This window comes from Enterobacter sp. 01-M-02-SI-ECC (assembly GCF_047530595.1).
GTDB lineage: Bacteria > Pseudomonadota > Gammaproteobacteria > Enterobacterales > Enterobacteriaceae > Enterobacter > Enterobacter cloacae_M.
On sequence record NZ_JBLKCZ010000042.1, the window covers coordinates 1 to 15575 of the forward strand.

22 protein-coding genes, 1 tRNA gene and 2 pseudogenes are annotated in these 15575 nt (G+C 52.0%); 6 read left to right on the forward strand and 19 right to left on the reverse strand.

The window, feature by feature from the left end; translation table 11 throughout:
• Positions 1–159: 159 nt before the first annotated feature.
• Positions 160–666: a G/U mismatch-specific DNA glycosylase gene (gene mug / locus ACMWLG_RS24350; RefSeq protein WP_045356107.1), complete on the reverse strand. Its 507-nt coding sequence runs from the start codon at positions 664–666 to the stop codon at positions 160–162.
• Positions 667–791: 125 nt separating this feature from the next.
• Between mug and ACMWLG_RS24355 the strand changes: the two genes are divergently transcribed.
• Positions 792–867 (forward strand) — tRNA-Ile (locus tag ACMWLG_RS24355).
• 618 nt (positions 868–1485) lie between these two features.
• Here the strand turns inward: ACMWLG_RS24355 and ACMWLG_RS24360 are convergent.
• From ACMWLG_RS24360 to ACMWLG_RS24435, 16 genes and pseudogenes are all read right to left on the reverse strand, one after another.
• Positions 1486–1809 carry a hypothetical protein gene (locus ACMWLG_RS24360; protein WP_045404074.1) on the reverse strand — a complete coding sequence of 108 codons (324 nt, stop codon included), beginning with the start codon at positions 1807–1809 and terminating at the stop codon, positions 1486–1488.
• 350 nt (positions 1810–2159) lie between these two features.
• Positions 2160–2432: a hypothetical protein gene (locus ACMWLG_RS24365; protein ID WP_045404077.1), complete on the reverse strand. Its 273-nt coding sequence runs from the start codon at positions 2430–2432 to the stop codon at positions 2160–2162.
• 151 nt (positions 2433–2583) lie between these two features.
• A pseudogene (locus ACMWLG_RS24370) lies at positions 2584–3360 on the reverse strand (baseplate J/gp47 family protein); the annotation flags it as partial.
• 5 nt (positions 3361–3365) lie between these two features.
• Positions 3366–3716 carry a GPW/gp25 family protein gene (locus ACMWLG_RS24375; protein ID WP_023309241.1) on the reverse strand — a complete coding sequence of 117 codons (351 nt, stop codon included), beginning with the start codon at positions 3714–3716 and terminating at the stop codon, positions 3366–3368.
• Positions 3713–4354, reverse strand: coding sequence for a phage baseplate assembly protein V (locus ACMWLG_RS24380; protein ID WP_045404079.1), 642 nt, complete (start codon positions 4352–4354; stop codon positions 3713–3715). Before ACMWLG_RS24380 ends, ACMWLG_RS24375 begins: the two co-directional genes overlap by 4 nt.
• 112 nt (positions 4355–4466) lie before the next feature.
• A complete protein-coding gene (locus ACMWLG_RS24385; RefSeq protein WP_045404081.1) occupies positions 4467–4934 on the reverse strand; it encodes a phage tail protein in 468 nt (155 codons plus the stop codon).
• Entirely contained in the window at positions 4897–5142 is a 246-nt protein-coding gene (lysC, locus tag ACMWLG_RS24390) for an Rz1-like lysis system protein LysC (protein WP_196238647.1), read from the reverse strand. Before lysC ends, ACMWLG_RS24385 begins: the two co-directional genes overlap by 38 nt.
• Positions 5030–5455, reverse strand: a complete 426-nt coding sequence (gene lysB / locus ACMWLG_RS24395) for an Rz-like lysis system protein LysB (protein ID WP_045404083.1) — start codon at positions 5453–5455, stop codon at positions 5030–5032. Before lysB ends, lysC begins: the two co-directional genes overlap by 113 nt.
• Positions 5452–5961, reverse strand: a complete 510-nt coding sequence (locus ACMWLG_RS24400) for a lysozyme (protein ID WP_023309246.1) — start codon at positions 5959–5961, stop codon at positions 5452–5454. Before ACMWLG_RS24400 ends, lysB begins: the two co-directional genes overlap by 4 nt.
• Positions 5945–6166 (reverse strand): HP1 family phage holin, encoded by a 222-nt coding sequence (locus tag ACMWLG_RS24405; protein ID WP_045404084.1) that lies wholly within the window; start codon positions 6164–6166, stop codon positions 5945–5947. Before ACMWLG_RS24405 ends, ACMWLG_RS24400 begins: the two co-directional genes overlap by 17 nt.
• A complete protein-coding gene (locus tag ACMWLG_RS24410; RefSeq protein WP_023309248.1) occupies positions 6157–6360 on the reverse strand; it encodes a tail protein X in 204 nt (67 codons plus the stop codon). Before ACMWLG_RS24410 ends, ACMWLG_RS24405 begins: the two co-directional genes overlap by 10 nt.
• Positions 6361–6539: 179 nt before the next feature.
• Positions 6540–6980, reverse strand: a complete 441-nt coding sequence (locus ACMWLG_RS24415) for a DinI-like family protein (protein ID WP_029741403.1) — start codon at positions 6978–6980, stop codon at positions 6540–6542.
• A 109-nt stretch (positions 6981–7089) separates the two neighbouring features.
• Complete coding sequence (locus ACMWLG_RS24420; RefSeq protein WP_045404085.1) at positions 7090–9279, reverse strand: replication endonuclease; 2190 nt, start codon at positions 9277–9279, stop codon at positions 7090–7092.
• 1 nt (position 9280) lies between these two features.
• Positions 9281–9502: a TraR/DksA family transcriptional regulator gene (locus ACMWLG_RS24425; protein WP_045404086.1), complete on the reverse strand. Its 222-nt coding sequence runs from the start codon at positions 9500–9502 to the stop codon at positions 9281–9283.
• Positions 9502–9729: a DUF2732 family protein gene (locus ACMWLG_RS24430; RefSeq protein ID WP_045404087.1), complete on the reverse strand. Its 228-nt coding sequence runs from the start codon at positions 9727–9729 to the stop codon at positions 9502–9504. Before ACMWLG_RS24430 ends, ACMWLG_RS24425 begins: the two co-directional genes overlap by 1 nt.
• 68 nt (positions 9730–9797) lie before the next feature.
• Complete coding sequence (locus tag ACMWLG_RS24435; protein WP_023309253.1) at positions 9798–10136, reverse strand: DUF5347 domain-containing protein; 339 nt, start codon at positions 10134–10136, stop codon at positions 9798–9800.
• 227 nt (positions 10137–10363) lie between these two features.
• Between ACMWLG_RS24435 and ACMWLG_RS24440 the strand changes: the two genes are divergently transcribed.
• Together ACMWLG_RS24440 and ACMWLG_RS24445 are read left to right on the forward strand one after the other, a co-directional pair.
• The gene (locus ACMWLG_RS24440) at positions 10364–10939 is read left to right on the forward strand and encodes a phage repressor protein CI (protein ID WP_023309254.1); all 576 of its coding nucleotides are present in this window, start codon (positions 10364–10366) and stop codon (positions 10937–10939) included.
• Between the two features lie 2 nt (positions 10940–10941).
• Positions 10942–11943: a tyrosine-type recombinase/integrase gene (locus tag ACMWLG_RS24445; protein ID WP_048339416.1), complete on the forward strand. Its 1002-nt coding sequence runs from the start codon at positions 10942–10944 to the stop codon at positions 11941–11943.
• A 10-nt stretch (positions 11944–11953) separates the two neighbouring features.
• Here the strand turns inward: ACMWLG_RS24445 and ACMWLG_RS24450 are convergent, their stop codons facing one another.
• A complete protein-coding gene (locus ACMWLG_RS24450) occupies positions 11954–13246 on the reverse strand; it encodes a hypothetical protein (RefSeq protein WP_127348426.1) in 1293 nt (430 codons plus the stop codon).
• Between the two features lie 21 nt (positions 13247–13267).
• Complete coding sequence (locus tag ACMWLG_RS24455) at positions 13268–13417, reverse strand: hypothetical protein (RefSeq protein ID WP_157844812.1); 150 nt, start codon at positions 13415–13417, stop codon at positions 13268–13270.
• 494 nt (positions 13418–13911) lie between these two features.
• Here ACMWLG_RS24455 and ACMWLG_RS24460 point away from each other — a divergent pair, with 494 nt between their 5' ends.
• From ACMWLG_RS24460 to ACMWLG_RS24470, 3 genes and pseudogenes are all read left to right on the forward strand, one after another.
• Positions 13912–14199: a hypothetical protein gene (locus ACMWLG_RS24460; protein ID WP_023309257.1), complete on the forward strand. Its 288-nt coding sequence runs from the start codon at positions 13912–13914 to the stop codon at positions 14197–14199.
• 374 nt (positions 14200–14573) lie between these two features.
• Positions 14574–15029, forward strand: coding sequence for a SymE family type I addiction module toxin (locus ACMWLG_RS24465; RefSeq protein WP_052135649.1), 456 nt, complete (start codon positions 14574–14576; stop codon positions 15027–15029).
• A gap of 245 nt (positions 15030–15274) precedes the next feature.
• Positions 15275–15478, forward strand: a pseudogene (locus ACMWLG_RS24470) (type VI secretion system tube protein Hcp); the annotation flags it as partial.
• Between the last annotated feature and the right edge of the window lie 97 nt (positions 15479–15575).

Here is a 15575-nt window from a genome sequence, read left to right on the forward strand (position 1 = left end):
CAAGGAACATAAAGTGAACGGAATGACCACCGCACCCGTATGTTCCCCTCACCCTAACCCTCTCCCCGGAGGGGCGAGGGGACTGTTCCGTGCTGCCATAACGTTGTGGGGATCCCTCAGTCATGTGGGGAGAGGGTGAGGGCATCAGGCCGCAGAGGATTAAAGCCCCCGCACCATCAGCGCCTCATCAAGCTCCCGATACGCCTCCACCAGCTTATCCAGCGTCGCCCTGTTGAGCCCGCTCGGATTTGGCAGCACCCACACCTGCGTAACGCCAATCATGATGCTCTGCTTGCCCCACTGCGTTCCGCGCTGGCTAAACGCCTGCTCGTAGGCCTGCTTGCCGAGGATCGCCAGCGCGGCCGGCTGGTAGTCTTCAATCTTCTTGACCAGCTCCCGCCCGCCGCTGCGCAGTTCATGCAGGTTGACCTCGCTTGCCTGCACCGTCGGCCGCTCGACCAGCATGGTTATGCCGCAGCGCGTGTCCAGCAGATGCTGTTCCTCTTCCGGCTTGAGCAACCTGTCGGTAAACCCGGCCTGATAGATCACCTTCCAGAAGCGATTGCCCGGATGGGCAAAGTGAAAACCGGTGTGCGCCGAGGACTTACCCGGGTTGATTCCGCAGAACACCACTCGCAGTCCTGGGGCCAGAATATCGTTGATCATCTTTACTCCCGCTCGATACATCGTCAGGGAAGTATAAAGGATTGATTATGCGTTGTTTATAAAAACAGCAGGCAGGTGTGAATGGCTGGATTGCTGCGGGGAGTTACTTTATAATTCACCGCCACGGCCCCTTAGCTCAGTGGTTAGAGCAGGCGACTCATAATCGCTTGGTCGCTGGTTCAAGTCCAGCAGGGGCCACCAGATACAGCAAGGGCTGACGAGATATCGTTGGCCCTTTTGCTTTTTTGGGATATGCCGGGATATTCCGCAAAGGGAAGCATGGTTAACTATCGTGACTACGTGCCGTTAAAAAGATAAACTTTCTAACCACACTCAACGAAGGGATAAAGCATGAGCCCACGGCGCCCAACACCTCAGGAATTATACTTTCAGTCTATTGAAAGGCAGCAGGAATGTGAAAGATACAATGAGTTTCTAACCTCTCGGGGTTATGAAAATAGCCCTGATAGCGCTCACCTGTACACAATGAGCAGGGGCTATACCGGCATGAAAGCAAGGGACACTATAATCATGCTGGCGGGTGAACTGCCTTACATGTATGACTAATAAAGTTAATGGCCCTTTTTATCACATCACCTCATTTTTTTATTTTCGCGGGTGTAAAAATTTGATGAAGCGGGCCGTTCCGCAAAACAAAAGCCTCAGGGATTGATCTTCCACCTCCTATCGATGGGTATGCAGCAAGATAAACGATACAGAAAAGCTAAATATACATCTGTATATTTAGCTTTTCTGTTACGAGTCTAATGATGGTGGTAGTTCAATAGCGAGGTTCCAGATGGTCAGTATGGGAACGTGTCAGGAATGGTTATAAAGCGTAAATGATCTGTCCAGCCAGATAACGTAAAAGGTAGCATTACGCTTGTAACCCACCATAGGTGCCTTACTGCAAAATCGAAATGCCATAAGTTCTACGTCTTCGGTTACATTGGCAGGAATAGCTGCTTTGAATGAGCTACGGGAGATTTTTTCGTATCCGAGCTTATGCCGGTCCTGCTGGCGGATATCCGCCAATGAAAGTTGACTCAACCGGAAAAGCTTATCAGTTAACGCTGCCTTTTCCTTTTGCTCATAGCAATCAACGCAAAAACCATTTTTGAAAATCACAAAACGAAAATTCATGAGGTTTACCGTAAGAAAACAAGCCTGACAGGCATGCCAGCTGCACTATCGCCCTGCAAGCAGGGTGGAGCACAATATGCTGGTAGTTTCCAAAATGATTAAATGTAAGCTGTGCAGTTCGCAGCTCCCCGAATGCGAATACGTTTTTTACGACGCAATCAACAAATAAAACAACCATTTACAGATATCAGGATTGAAGCGAAAAACCGGAAACTGCTAATTGTGTACTTTTAACGGAGTACTTAACTGCGAATTCGCAAAATTAACTCCCCAAAAAAAGCCCCTACGCGGGGCGTTTGTTAGTTGCTGGTGGTGGGCCTGCTATAACCCGTCAGAACTGCACAACTGTTTTATGAATTGCGCGCTAATAAGACAAGCTTTTCCCCGCTAAAAACGATCACAGCGGCTACCAGCGCATTAAACATGATGTACATCGTGAAATAATTATCCTCAACACGGTCTGGGTAAGGTTCCAGTTTCTCTGTCGGGATGTAATTCATGAGATTCGTGACGGTATATTTCATGCTGTCGGCCAGCGGGTCGAATACCCCTGAGAGCATCAGCGCAAACGTGATAGTCAGAAACATCAGCAGGCGTAACGACCACTTAGCGGAGCGTGACATCGCAACTCCCTGAGGCATTACCAATCACCGTAATATCACCATAAGCCCAGAGTTTATCCCCCTGCAGAATCCGGTGCCGGTGAGCCTTCAACAGAGCAGCACGTACTATGTAAAAATCACGCGAAAGAAAGAAGGTGATGCAGCCCTCACTGATGGCCGACAGACGGATATCGCGTCCAAGGCGATGCTGTGCGCTGATATAATTCTGCAGCTTCTGCTCCGCTGCCTGCCTGATGGGTTCAGACTCTGGTCCGGGATAAACGTAGAGCGTCGCGTTTATCTGGTAAGGCACAATTTCTGCCGACTGGACCGTTACACGATCGCCTACGGGGCGGACGGTTTCAGCATTAAGTGCTTTTTCAACAACCGCCAGTAGTTCAGGACGAGCGGTACCATCACCCTCACGGGATAACACCGAAATCGTCACATGTGCAGGCTGAGGGCTTTCAACCGAAACGTCAGCGACCCGTCCGTCGGCACTTCGACCATGATATTCATAGGCTCCAACCGGCCCCGCGACGCTCAACCCTTCAAATGCCTGCTGCGCACGCAGCCGCAGGTCGGCATCAGACTCCATGATGGCAGCCGTCGGCGGAATGGTAGTGTCATCGCCCGGGGTGATGGTCAGGCGTTCGGTATTATTGTTTCCCGCAATAATGTCCAGATCGTGACCGGAAGAATAGGCCAGCGTCACGGCCAGCGCAGCCTCATTAACCCGCTGGCGCCAGATGACTTCCCGGTAGGCGTTCTCCTGCAGCAGCTTCACAATCGGCTCGGATTCCAGCGTCAGCGTCCGTGCAATCGCTTCTCGCTCCTCTTCCGGATAGAGGGAGACAAAGGTGGCCTTTCGTTCTGCCAACAGCGTTTCATAATCCACCTCCTCCACGACATCAGGCGCGGCGAGCTGGCTCAGATCAACAATAGCCATAGCGTTTAACTCAGTGAAATGGTGATAGAAAAGGATTGCCCGGAGGTCGGGCGCGTGCCGGTGATATCGACATACAACGTCCCGTCGTTCTCCGAACGCTCGAAAGTGATGGCCGTCAGGCTTATCCGCGGCTCCCATTTCTGGATGGCGGAATAACAGGCGGCCATGATTTGCAGGCGCAGCGCCGGACTCTGCGGCCTGTCGATCATCGCCGCCAGCAGCGAGCCGTAATCCCGCCGCATGACCCGTGAGCCAATCGGCGTAACCAGAATGTCGCGCACGCTTTGACGGATGTGTTCCGCCTCTGAAATGCTCAGCCCGGTCTGCCTGTTCATCCCCCTGTAACGCACCGTCATTGTGTCCCCTTAGTCCAGCTTCCGCCGCTTTGCACACTGCCGTGCGCGTGGTTATCCACCTGCACCCCGTTGGAGGTGAATTTACCGCCGGAATGCTCAATATTTCCGGCCATCACACCGCCCTTCTGCACTTCAAGAGAGGCAGTAATTAACCTGTTGGTACACACCACTTCAGGCGTATCCAGCGTGATGCGGGACGTTGACGTCACCCTCACCTCCGGCACGGTGGCGGTCAGCGATTCAGAGGCGGTAATATCGGCCGTTTTAATGCCAGCAACCGTCAGCGCCCCGCGCCCGGGTTCGTACTCGATCACCGCGCCGTCAGGGAACGAGACGTGGAACGCGTCAGGTGACCCGGACGGCGCCGGATGGTCGTCAGAGAAAATGCCGGGCAGCACAAAGGCGGTATCAAGCTCACCGCCGATGGCCAGCAGCAGCACCTGTTCCCCCTCGGAAGGAGCCCACCAGACGCGCGAACGTCCCGCACGACAGGTTAGCCAGTTCAGCCAGGTGGTTTTCATCCCGCCGGTCTGGACACGACAAAGCCCTCTGCTGAGGTCAACATCGGTCACAACACCGATACGAATAAGATTGCGGATCGCGCGAGCGATGCCGTTCATGGAAGTTAATGTATTCATGAGAAGAGAATGCCGTTCAGGAGGAACGGCAGCAACGAGACGGGGTTTTCTGCGGGATGATACAACAAGCGATCCAGACAGCAGGCGCCAGGCGGCCTTCAGCGCGGGGAAATTAGTCCTCCCACTGGCTGACCAGCTCGCCGTTGACGTACAGCGCCTTCGGCCGCGTGACGGGCTCCGGCAGCGGCGGCTCGGGGGAATACGTCGCGTGCAGAGCGCCCTGCTCCTGGGAAACAAGAATACGCTCGGTTAATTGCACGCTGATGGTGATATCCATCGTATCGTCATCGTTTAAGACGACCGCGAAGGTGTAGCCGTTTTTGCGTCCTTCATCGAGGGTAAAAATATCCGGCTGGTTTTCCCGAAGCCAGGCCAGCACCGGGACGAAAAATCCCTCGCTGTCGCCGGTGAAGCCGCTAACCTTCGCGTTCAGCGCATACCGCTTTTCAAAGGAGAGCGAGGAGGCTAGTCGGGCGTCAATATTGCCGCCTCCGACCGACATCTGCAGGCGCTCCGGGTTGGCATTGAGTTGGGGGATCGCGTCAATTAATGCCTGACGCAGGCTCTTGAGTTTGTGCATCGAGTTTATCCTGACAGTCTTTGATGGTTTCAACCTGCAGCGCGCAGGCGATAAGGGCGTATTCCAGCCTGCGAATATCCGCGCTGAGATCGCCGTTAGTGGCGGGTTCGCTTCCCGGCATCGGGCAGCTGCTCACCTTCGGGCAGGCGTTGTAAACAATGTGCTGCGGAGGCGCAGGCGGTGCGGGTGTGCAGCCTGCGGACAGCATCAGGCAGCTGAGCGGTATACCAGCGGCGTAACGCTTCATTTTCATTGAGTAATCTCCCGATAGTCGCTTCCCGTCTTGCCCTCTCCTCACCCGCAGTAGCAAGCTCCTCACGGAGCCTGACCTGGGCATTTTCATTTGCTTTGGCCATCCGTTGCGACAGGGACAGCTGCTGGTTAAGCGTGGCGAGGGCCGTTTTTTGCTCGCTGGCGACCCGGTTGGCCGTGGCTAAGGAACGCGACAGGTTCAGGTTGTCATGACGAAGCCACAGCGTGATGGCCAGCAGCCCGGCCAGCGCCAGCATGAGCGTTCTCATGGCAGCCCCTTCATGCACCAGGCCTTCTCGCGGACGCGACGGTTTTCCAGACCGGCATTTTTGACGCCGTTGACGTACACCCAGCGGGTAAGCTGCCCGCATGCCTGCGGCCACTGTTTACGTTTGATAAAGGACACCAGCGTCGAACGGCAGGCGGCGCCTGCGCCGACATTAAAGGTAAAACTCACCAGCGCGTCATAGACCCGGGGCGGCATCTCCACCGGCGCACACGCCGCCAGACGCCGCTCAACGTTGAGCACATCAGCGACCAGATTTACCGCAGCCTCACGCTCGGTAATGTCCCGCGTCGGCACAACGTTTGCCGTGTGGCCAATGCCGGACGTCCATACGCCGGCGCTACACCGGTAGGGCGAGAGGCGACATCCTTCGAGATCGGCAATCAACGCCAACCCTTCCGGGGACGTTTTCAGTAATTGAAAGTCAGGCATCAGCACCGCCAGGGCCAGCACGCCGGCGACGCTGCAACGCTTAATGATTGAGTTCACGAATGCTCTTCTTATCGAGGCCAAGAGACTGGAGATAGCGCCAGGTTTTTCGCTTAAACCAGTAATTCGTTAATGCGGTAAAAATGGCGCACAGACTCCCCACGTACAGCGCGACTTTTTCAGGAGACATCGCCCCGAACCAGGCCAGCACCACGGCCAGCCAATAGGCGATAACCGTGGTGATTTTCTCCAGGCTCAGTCCCATAGGTTTACGGATTCTTTTGTGGGGGCGCTATTCACCTCCGGCATCTCTACCGGCGTGCCGTGAGGCAAGATAACGCCTAACTCCGCGAGGCCAGGATTGGCCTTCAGAACGGCTTCAACGACGCCAGCCGTGCGCCCATAAAAGCGGGCGCAAACGGCATCAAGCGTGTCCCCCTGCATTGCATAGATTTTCATCAGACGCTCCCAACATCCGGTTTCCAGGTACCGTAGAGTTTCCCGGGCCAGCAGGCTTTTCGCTATCGCTGGCAGATGGACAATCGCAGGCACAACAGATCGTCCGCGAGCGGCGAAGCGTGATTCAACGGAAGCGCAAAACAGGAATGAGGGTGTTGGTACGGGCGATGACGCCGGGGCTAGCGCCAGCTCTCGTCTTCCCAGACTTCCCGGAGGATAGCGTCCAGCGCCTCGCGATCGGCTTCTTTTTCAAGCCCCTGGAGCTCGACCCCCGTCACCGATCCGATTTTCACGTTCACTCGCGATGACGGAAACAGGGATCGTATTCTGCGAGTCAGTTCGCACTGAAAGGCCTCAACGACGGCATGACCAATCTGCTGATCTTTATCGAGAGTAATGTTCACCCGAACGTTGCCCTCTTTTTTGATTCGTTCCGGAACAGGCGATGCTGAGAACACAACGGTAAATGCGTTGTTCTTGATTAAATTTCCCCGCGCAATCTCAGCAATCAAATTCAGGGCAATCTCACGATCTCTTTCCTGACACGTTCCTTCCGTCGTCAGTCGCGCAATCAGCTCGACTCGTTCAATCATGACCTGCTCGTTCAACTCTCTGTCCACACAACCTCCACCACGAGATACTGTATAAACATACAGTAGCACGTATTCATAAAAAGAGTGAAGCGAAAAATCAGAACCCTTCACGGTATGTGCATGATATGGATGGAGATTAGCGGGCTCTCTGAGCGAAGAGATCCGTTAAATACCCAATACGTTCAAGGATTTTCCGCGCCTTTTGCTGGTAAGAACACGGTGCCGGAAATAGCGATCCGTCAGCTGCGCCCCTGCACCATTTATCGTTAAAGCGGCTGATGCCTCCCGCCATCAGATGCAGGGCTTCTGCCCGGCTGATGGCTATCCCGGTGACGAGCCGTATCTCATCGATCACCTTCTCCGGTACGCCGTTCTGCGGGTCGCTCGCGAAGACGACGGGCGACGACGCGCCAGGGCGGATGAATTTGATGCGTTCGGTTAACGCCCGCCTCGCACGTCGGCTGAGGGGTTGAGAAAGATCGGTCTGCGTACAGTTATTGACAGAACTCCGAGAGGATACGGGCACATCCTTAAGTTCCGCGGCCCGCTTCGGCACAATTTTCCACTGCGTGAGTCGGGTTAAAACTGGGCTGCCCGCGCCAACGGCGGAATCGTACACGCCGCGGATGCGGACCGTTTCCTCGCCGTACTGGTTAAACCCGGCGCGCGGCTCATACAGCGTGCGCACCTGTAAATCATCGCGACGCACAAACGGCCCGCCCTGCGCAGTAACGTAACCCGCCCAGTCCCCGGCGTCGGCAGCCTCCTGGACGGCGGCAAACTCAACGCTCAGACCGCGCGCGGCCTCGGTATCCACCAGACGTCGCAGCTCGCGGTAGACCGTTACCGGCGCGCCGCCGATGAACTGAAACTGGCGAATGTGCCAGCGCCCTGCCCAGGCCGACACGGCGGACGCCGTCTCCTTCAGCAGCCCACCGCTTTCGCTATCGGTCTCGCCATCGAGCGCATAGCCGTCGATATTCTTTGAGATGTATTTGGCGATATAGCCGGTAGCGCTGCCTTTCTGCGGATCGATCGCGTCCGCGTGAAAGCGCGCCTGTCTGGCGCTTTCGCTCTGCAACTCAGCGTTCTCCTCCTGCCGCGCGTAGTCCCCGATAATCCGGCGAACGCATTCGACGTCTTCCGGCAGCATAAACATCAGCATGTGCCAGTGGGGCGTACCGTCGTGATGGGGTTCCGCAACGCGGATACCAAAGATACGGCGCCCGTCCCGGTGCAGTTTTGCGCGGATACGCGCCCACAGGCGGGTAAAGTAGATTTGCGTATCCGTCGGGCTGGCCCCGTTCCACTTCGCGTTGGGGAAGCCTGATTTCAGCGTCGCGTGATACTGCGCGGGCGCGGTTAAGGTATAGAACTCTCCCACGTAGCCCAGCGACTCACAGATATTTTCAAACCCGCGGATGCGGGTCATCAGTTCACAGCGACGTATCGCCGGGTTGGCCACCGAGCTGTCGTATTTTTCAATCAGGCTGATGCGGTTTCCCTCTTCATCTTCCAGCTCCATGCCCTTGAGAAATTCGCGCGTGCGGCGCTTCTGCTCGCGCCACTCGGTCACGCAGCGTTTGCTCGCATACGCCGCTCTCCGTTTGCTGACGTTGCTGAGGGCAATCTGCAGATGTTCGCGCCAGGCAGCCGCGACCCGACGCAGGCGCCCGCGCCACCACGCCTCGGAAAACATGCGGATCACCGCCGCGGCAACGTCATCTTTGTTGAAAAATGTCTTCGACACCCGCTCCCAGTGCGGTGGCGACACGTTGAACTGTCGGGCGATCAGTCCTGCGCGCTGATACCAGACGTAAAGCGTCTGGTATTCGCCCATTTCAGCATCGTTAATATTCGCCAGCTCGCCGCGTATAAAGCTGGCGATATCTGCGGCCAGCAGGTCGATGTCCGCGCGGGACATATCCGGAAGGCGGTTATAGCAGGCCACCAGTTCGACCATCCGCGAGGCGAGGTATTGCAAAAGCTGAGTGTCGAAATGGCCGTCGAACACGGCCCTGGAGACTTCGTCGTGCAGGCCTGTGCAGACATAGAGATCGGAGACCCGCCGCAGGCGAGGTAACATCCTTTTGCAGAAGCGGATCAAAAAGGCGTTAGCCTGCGGGCTGCCCCGATGCTGTTCGAGGGCGTCAACCGTGCGCCAGATTTCGAAGCGTACGCAGTCGGGCTGCTGTGAAAGGGCAATTCTTGCCTGCTGCAGCGCCGCGAAAAGGCGATCGCGGCGCTGCTGTTGGGCATGGGTGAGATAAGGGCTGGCAATGGCCGACCGTGGGGCGTTCCACGGATAAGCAAATGACGTAGCCAACTTATCCTCCCCGGACGTGTTTATTTTTCATCTCTGCGATCTCCTGGCAGGTCACGCACAGGGCTACGCCGGGCACCGCTATTCGGCGCGCCTCCGGTATCGGCGCCTCGCAGTCCTCGCAGAGGAAACGCGAAGGCGATGCGGGTCGTCTGCGGGCGCGATTAATGTACCGCTCTCTGTCCTCCTGCTCGCGCGCCTGCGCAAGATCGATAAAATCGGCCATCAGTGCAGCTCCTGAGATTCGCGATCGTAGCGAGCCGCCTCGTGGCACAGAAGTTCGGCAACGTCTTCTCCGCTCATACCGGTTTTGTAGATATGGCTCGCCAGCGCCTCCAGACGCAGGGAGACCGCGAGGGCTCGCGCGCATCGTTCCTCTGTTTTTGCCTCTGCCAGCAGGCGTTTCAGTTCTTCACTTCCGATCGGATAAGGGCGGTTTTCACTGTTTCGTATCACGCGTTCTCCTTAATTTCAGGCAATAGGGTGCCCGGCGGGTTTACGCCATTAGTTTTTGGGTTGGGTTATAGCGGCATGGTCAGCCGTTCAGGGAATAAACTCACAACAGCACGAAAATGGTTCATGGCGTTAATTAGCGCCCGTTTCTCTTCGGTCGTCAGCTCGCTGATATCGCACTCGTGGCGGGAGACGGGCAATCTCGCCAGGAAAAAGAGGGCGGCCAGCGCCCTGCTGTTCTCCTCAAAACAGGGATCGCGCTTATCGCGCATTTCAGCCATAAACCGCGCCAGCTCTTTTCCGCTATCGTTCCCGTATCGGGCGCGCAGTTCAGCGACGTGGTTAAGCCCGCTAAGACGCGCTCCCACGCTAAGTGGAACCCTTGCACGGGCAGCTTCTATCGCCATATCTCCCCTCGCGTAAATTCATGCACGCTAGTGCGCTGAAAACGGGCACAGCACGGTATTTTCCGCCGTTTGATGATTGCGATTTCAGATGCCATGCTGCATGATTCCCATTTTGATAATGTCTGCAATCATTAGCCTCTGTTTGCCAACGTCTGCCGCTGATTGCCCGAATTTGCAATGATACTAATACCCAAATGAGTATTAGTAAACACCCAAAGGAATATATTTTGATTTTAGATTCTCAAGTGAATAATGAAGAGTTACTCGATAGAATCTGTCAGGTATATGGTTTCACGCAGAAAATCCAGCTGGCCCGGCACTTTAATATCGCCGCCAGCTCGCTTCAGAACCGCTACGCGCGCGGTACCGTCTCTTACGACTTTGCGGTTCAGTGCGCGCTGGACACCGGCGCCAGCCTTCGCTGGCTGATGACCGGACAAGGCGCGCAGTTTGAAGGTAACCCCGCGCCGGGCGATCCGGTTTCGGTTTCCACATTCACACTGAGTGATGGAAGGCTGGAAGAAAATACCACTTTGAGTATCGACTCTGGTTTCTTTAGCAAACCGTTGGCTCGCGGCATCGCCGTTCGGGCGGAGGGGAAGCTGCACTTTGTTGAAAAAGAAGCATCTTTAACCGACGGCCTGTGGCTGGTTGAGATTGAAGGCACCGCCAGCATCCGCGACCTCACGCTGCTGCCGGGTAAAAAACTCCACGTGGCGGGCGGCAAGGTTCCGTTTGAGTGCGGTATCGACGAGATAAAAACGGTGGGTCGCGTGGTGGGGATTTACAGCGAGGTTAATTGAGGGTGGGTCGTGAGAATCCTACTGGCGGTTGGATTTGTGAGCTCTACCCAAACGGTGCAAAAGGCAAACGTATCAGAAAGAAATTCGCTACAAAGGGCGAGGCTCTGGCATTTGAACAGTACGCCGTTCAAAACCCGTGGCAGGAAGAAAAGGAAGACAGGCGCACGTTAAAAGAACTCGTTGATTCATGGTATAGCGCTCATGGTATTACATTGAAAGACGGCTTGAAGCGCCAGCTAGCCATGCACCATGCTTTTGAGTGTATGGGCGAACCACTTGCACGCGATTTCGATGCGCAGATGTTTTCCCGCTACCGCGAAAAACGGTTAAAAGGCGAGTACGCTCGTTCAAACAGAGTGAAAGAGGTATCGCTTCGCACGCTTAATCTTGAGCTGGCCTACTTCCGGGCTGTGTTCAATGAGCTAAACCGCCTCGGAGAATGGAAGGGTGAAAACCCACTGAAAAACATGTGCCCATTCCGCACAGAAGAAATGGAAATGGCCTGGCTGACTCACGACCAGATTTCGCTACTGCTCGGAGAGTGTAAACGGCATGACCACCCTGATTTAGAAACTGTGGTAAGAATTTGTCTCGCCACTGGCGCACGGTGGTCTGAGGCCGAGAACCTGAGAAAAAGCCAGTTTGCGAAATACAAAATCACATACACCAACACGAAAGGCAGAAAAAACCGCACTGTTCCAATTAGTAAAGAGCTCTATGAGTCTCTGCCTGATGATAAAAAAGGCAGGTTGTTTAGTGATTGTTATGGCGCGTTCCGGTCTGCGCTGGAAAGAACAGGCATCGAATTACCGGCAGGGCAACTTACCCATGTTTTACGCCACACCTTCGCCAGTCACTTTATGATGAATGGTGGTAATATTCTGGTCTTGCAGCGCGTGCTCGGTCATACCGACATCAAAATGACAATGCGTTACGCACATTTCGCACCAGATCATCTGGAGGATGCAGTAAGGCTAAACCCACTGAACAACAACAGAGATTAGCCCCATTAAGTCATTTGCCGAGCATCTCTCTTAAATCTTGGGCCCAATGCGTATCGTCAGATTGGATCGTTCCTTCAACATCAGTAAGCAGTTTTTGCTCAAGAATTGTCTCGGCATTTCGACTCTGGCTAAAGTATCTTACCGTTTCGGCAAAGTCCCAATTCTCATCTGCAAGCAGGCGCGGCTGGAAAGAATGACAGTAGATTGCAGCTATATCTTTACCCATAAAGTCAAAATCAGAAATCAATTCGCAAATTTTCATATCACGTGCAAATTCGATCTGTGGGCCATGCAAGGTTTCATATCCAATATGAATTATTGTTGATTCTCCAATCGGAGCCTGCTTTACAGCCTGAACAAGTACCCTTTTTATATCTTTTGCCTTTTTATCGACAGACTCATCAGCGAGACAAATCCATTTTGCGCAGAAAGGCATTTCTATCTCATCAATGAATACGTTTATAGTACTAAGTTCATCATTGCTAAAAGTGCATAACTTTGCGTTGCAAACCATTGTATAACTTCCAAACGGATCATACTGGTCATCTAATAAGGAATTTAATTGAGGAGAAGGATATTTCACATGCCACTTTCTTAAGTGGTTATCCACCCGTTCCATATCAATTAAGTTAGCCTGAACCAAAATATCATCGCTCTCACATACTGCAAACTTACCTTTCACAAGATGATCAGAGCCGTAAATTTTTGCTACAGCACCGAGAAGCACATCGATACGCGTTTTGACTATTTCAGTTTTGAAAATCACATCAAAAAAAACTGGCTTATGGTATCGAGTAATCAATGGTCGAGCCATTTCCCACCGTTTCAACCACTCCGCCCTTTCTTCTTCTGAGTACTGAGTCACCTTTGCTAATCGCTTGCACTCAACATAAAAAATATCAGTGCCTTTAACAACTTTGAGGTCTGGTGTTTTATGAGCACCTGTTTCTGGAATGAACTCAACTTCCCAGCCATTTTTCAAATAGCAGATAGCCACAATCAACTCAAACAAAATGGAATCAGGCTGGTTGATTGTCTTAACAAGCAAGTCATTTAATTTGGATTCAATACCTTTGACCTGCTTCAACCTTTCGCTATGTTCACCGATAACTGCGAAAAAATGCCAAATTCTTGACGACTGAGCTGGCTCATCTACTGTTGGGCGATCAGCCAAAGATTCAGCTAAGTACAAATACCATGCAATCCAGTCATCATAGAATGCCAGGCGTGCATCTTTCTCATGGAAAGAAACGTCAGATTTTCCTGTGAAAAGGCGCTCCGACATTTCGCGGAAGTATGCCAAAACCGCCCCACGACGCTCAACCTATTTATCTTCACCCATTACATCAATAAACCAACGGTATGCTGTCTTTATCTCTTTGACTAATGGCGCATCATGTCTATGATTGAAGCGTTCAAAAAATGCAGCATACTCATCTTCAACACTCTGATTTTTGGTATTTTTTTCACCCATCGTGATTCCACCTAGCTTGTGCGGTTTATGCATTCAAGATTAACTAACTTGCATGTTATCATTTTTGATATCAGGCAAGTGTTAGTCACGCTATAAAGGCTAGGTTGCCGCTTAAAAGCAATATGATAAGTAGCGGTAGAAATGGCTGATAATGTCTAATCACTGGCAAACGGTGGCAATTTATGTCAATGATAAATAACGCAACCTATTGATTTTCGGTTGTTCAGTTAGGAACTCATAATCGCCTGGTCGCTGGTCCAGCCCAGTCCAGCAAAAGCCAATAAATTTTAGCTACCTTCTCAGGTGGCTTTTTATTTCCAGTAAGCTGTTAATATCCTTTCCCTGATGCACCATCAGGAGCCCAGGCAGCTGACTTCTTAATACCCTTATACGCTTAATGATCTGCTATGCCCTAGAAAATTCGGCGAACCGCTATACCCGTTTGTCAGAGAGAACTATGACAAAAAATTCTCGAATGGGCAGAGGCGCAGGTCATGGCAGTCGACGAGTCGGAGGCGCTATTAATCCTTGCCTCGTTAAACCTGGATAAAATCCTGGACGACCGAGCATTGAAAAGATATCTCGATTCTTATCTGCATGAAGCAGGCCTGAACTATCCTGATGAACGGGCCAGTGCGTTAACCTGCCTGAAAATTCAACTCTGGAATCTGGTTCATTGCGAAGATGCAAGGAAAGCAGAGACTCTTTTATATGGTTTTGCAGCAGCTTTTCTGGACTCTCCTCCCGGGTTCTTTGCCAGAGTCTGTCGTTATCTGAGTTAGTTGTACTATCATCTTTATGATGATCTAGGTGGGGAATATCAAACATTAGCCTCTGAAATGAGTGCTGACGAGACGTTGTCTTATATAAAAAAAACATATCATTACAGTTTATCGAAAACTAAAAAATGATGACTGGCTGTATGTAATCCTCTCCTGCCTCCTATATTTCTGAATCCAGCTCGCACATTTCAACTTTATCGTATCATTCAATACTGTATTTTTATTCAGTTGGATATAATTTACTCAGCGTAAACGTCATTCCTGTTAAGGAAGCGATGAAAAGCAGGATAGATTAATACGACAATAGCTCGCGATATGAAGGTGGTGGAACACCTCCTTACCGCTAACCACAAACAACTTAGAAGGAGTTGAATATGGCTGCGATGGATTTTAAGCCAGAGTTTACTGTTTTCAAAAAAGAATCAGACGCTTTTACCACTATAACTGAAAACCGCGATCTGATACGCAAAAACGATACTCGCCGACTTCACGGCAACCGAACTGGTGTCGCGCCCGCTCATCCTCGGGCAGAAACACCAGAAGACTGTACAGCCTGCTGTGAGTTCTATTCTTGCGTGGATTGCCACTATCTTCCCCTAAGTGGCAAGTGGCTATCTAATGCAGGTTTTATTAATGGTATACCTGTTAAAATTCGGGTCATGAAGGATTGCATTGTCATCACGCCACAACATACACGTGAATTATGGGGTTGTCTTGAAGGCATGAGCGTGGTCAATATTAACAAACAGAAAGTAGCAACATGGTTAAAGACATTCCCGGGTGCATTGAATGACTTAGGATATGTCCCCAATTTCAAGCGAGACAAATAGCGTTTTCAATAACATCCCGGCCTAATGGCCGGGTTAACATATCTGCTTTTTACGTTGAAACATTAGCGAGCCAGGTTTTCGTTAAACATTAACAGAGAGCTCCACACATTCGCCTTGCTAATAAAAACAACATTCCTTATACCATTAATTAATTACCGTATCCTAAAAAAAGAAAAAAGTTACAAATTGAAAAAAGATAATAATGTAACGTATAAATAATTTACCAGCCATTTGGAAACTAACTCATGCCAATTCCAGCTCATTTATTTCTGAAAGACGACGGCGGCGCCCCCATCAAAGGGTCATCTGACGTACAAAATCGCGAAGGCAGTATTGAAGTGATCACCTTTTCGCATGGCCTGCATATCCCTGTAGACGGTAATACAGGAAAACAAACAGGAACACATGTACACGGTGCTTTTACTATCGGGAAAGAGTTTGATAGCGCTGACCTGCTCCCCGTTGATTAGTACACCCCGATGTTAGTAATGTCTTCATAAGCCACATGAGGACATCCCCATGAAGAAGCGTTTTTCCGACGAACAG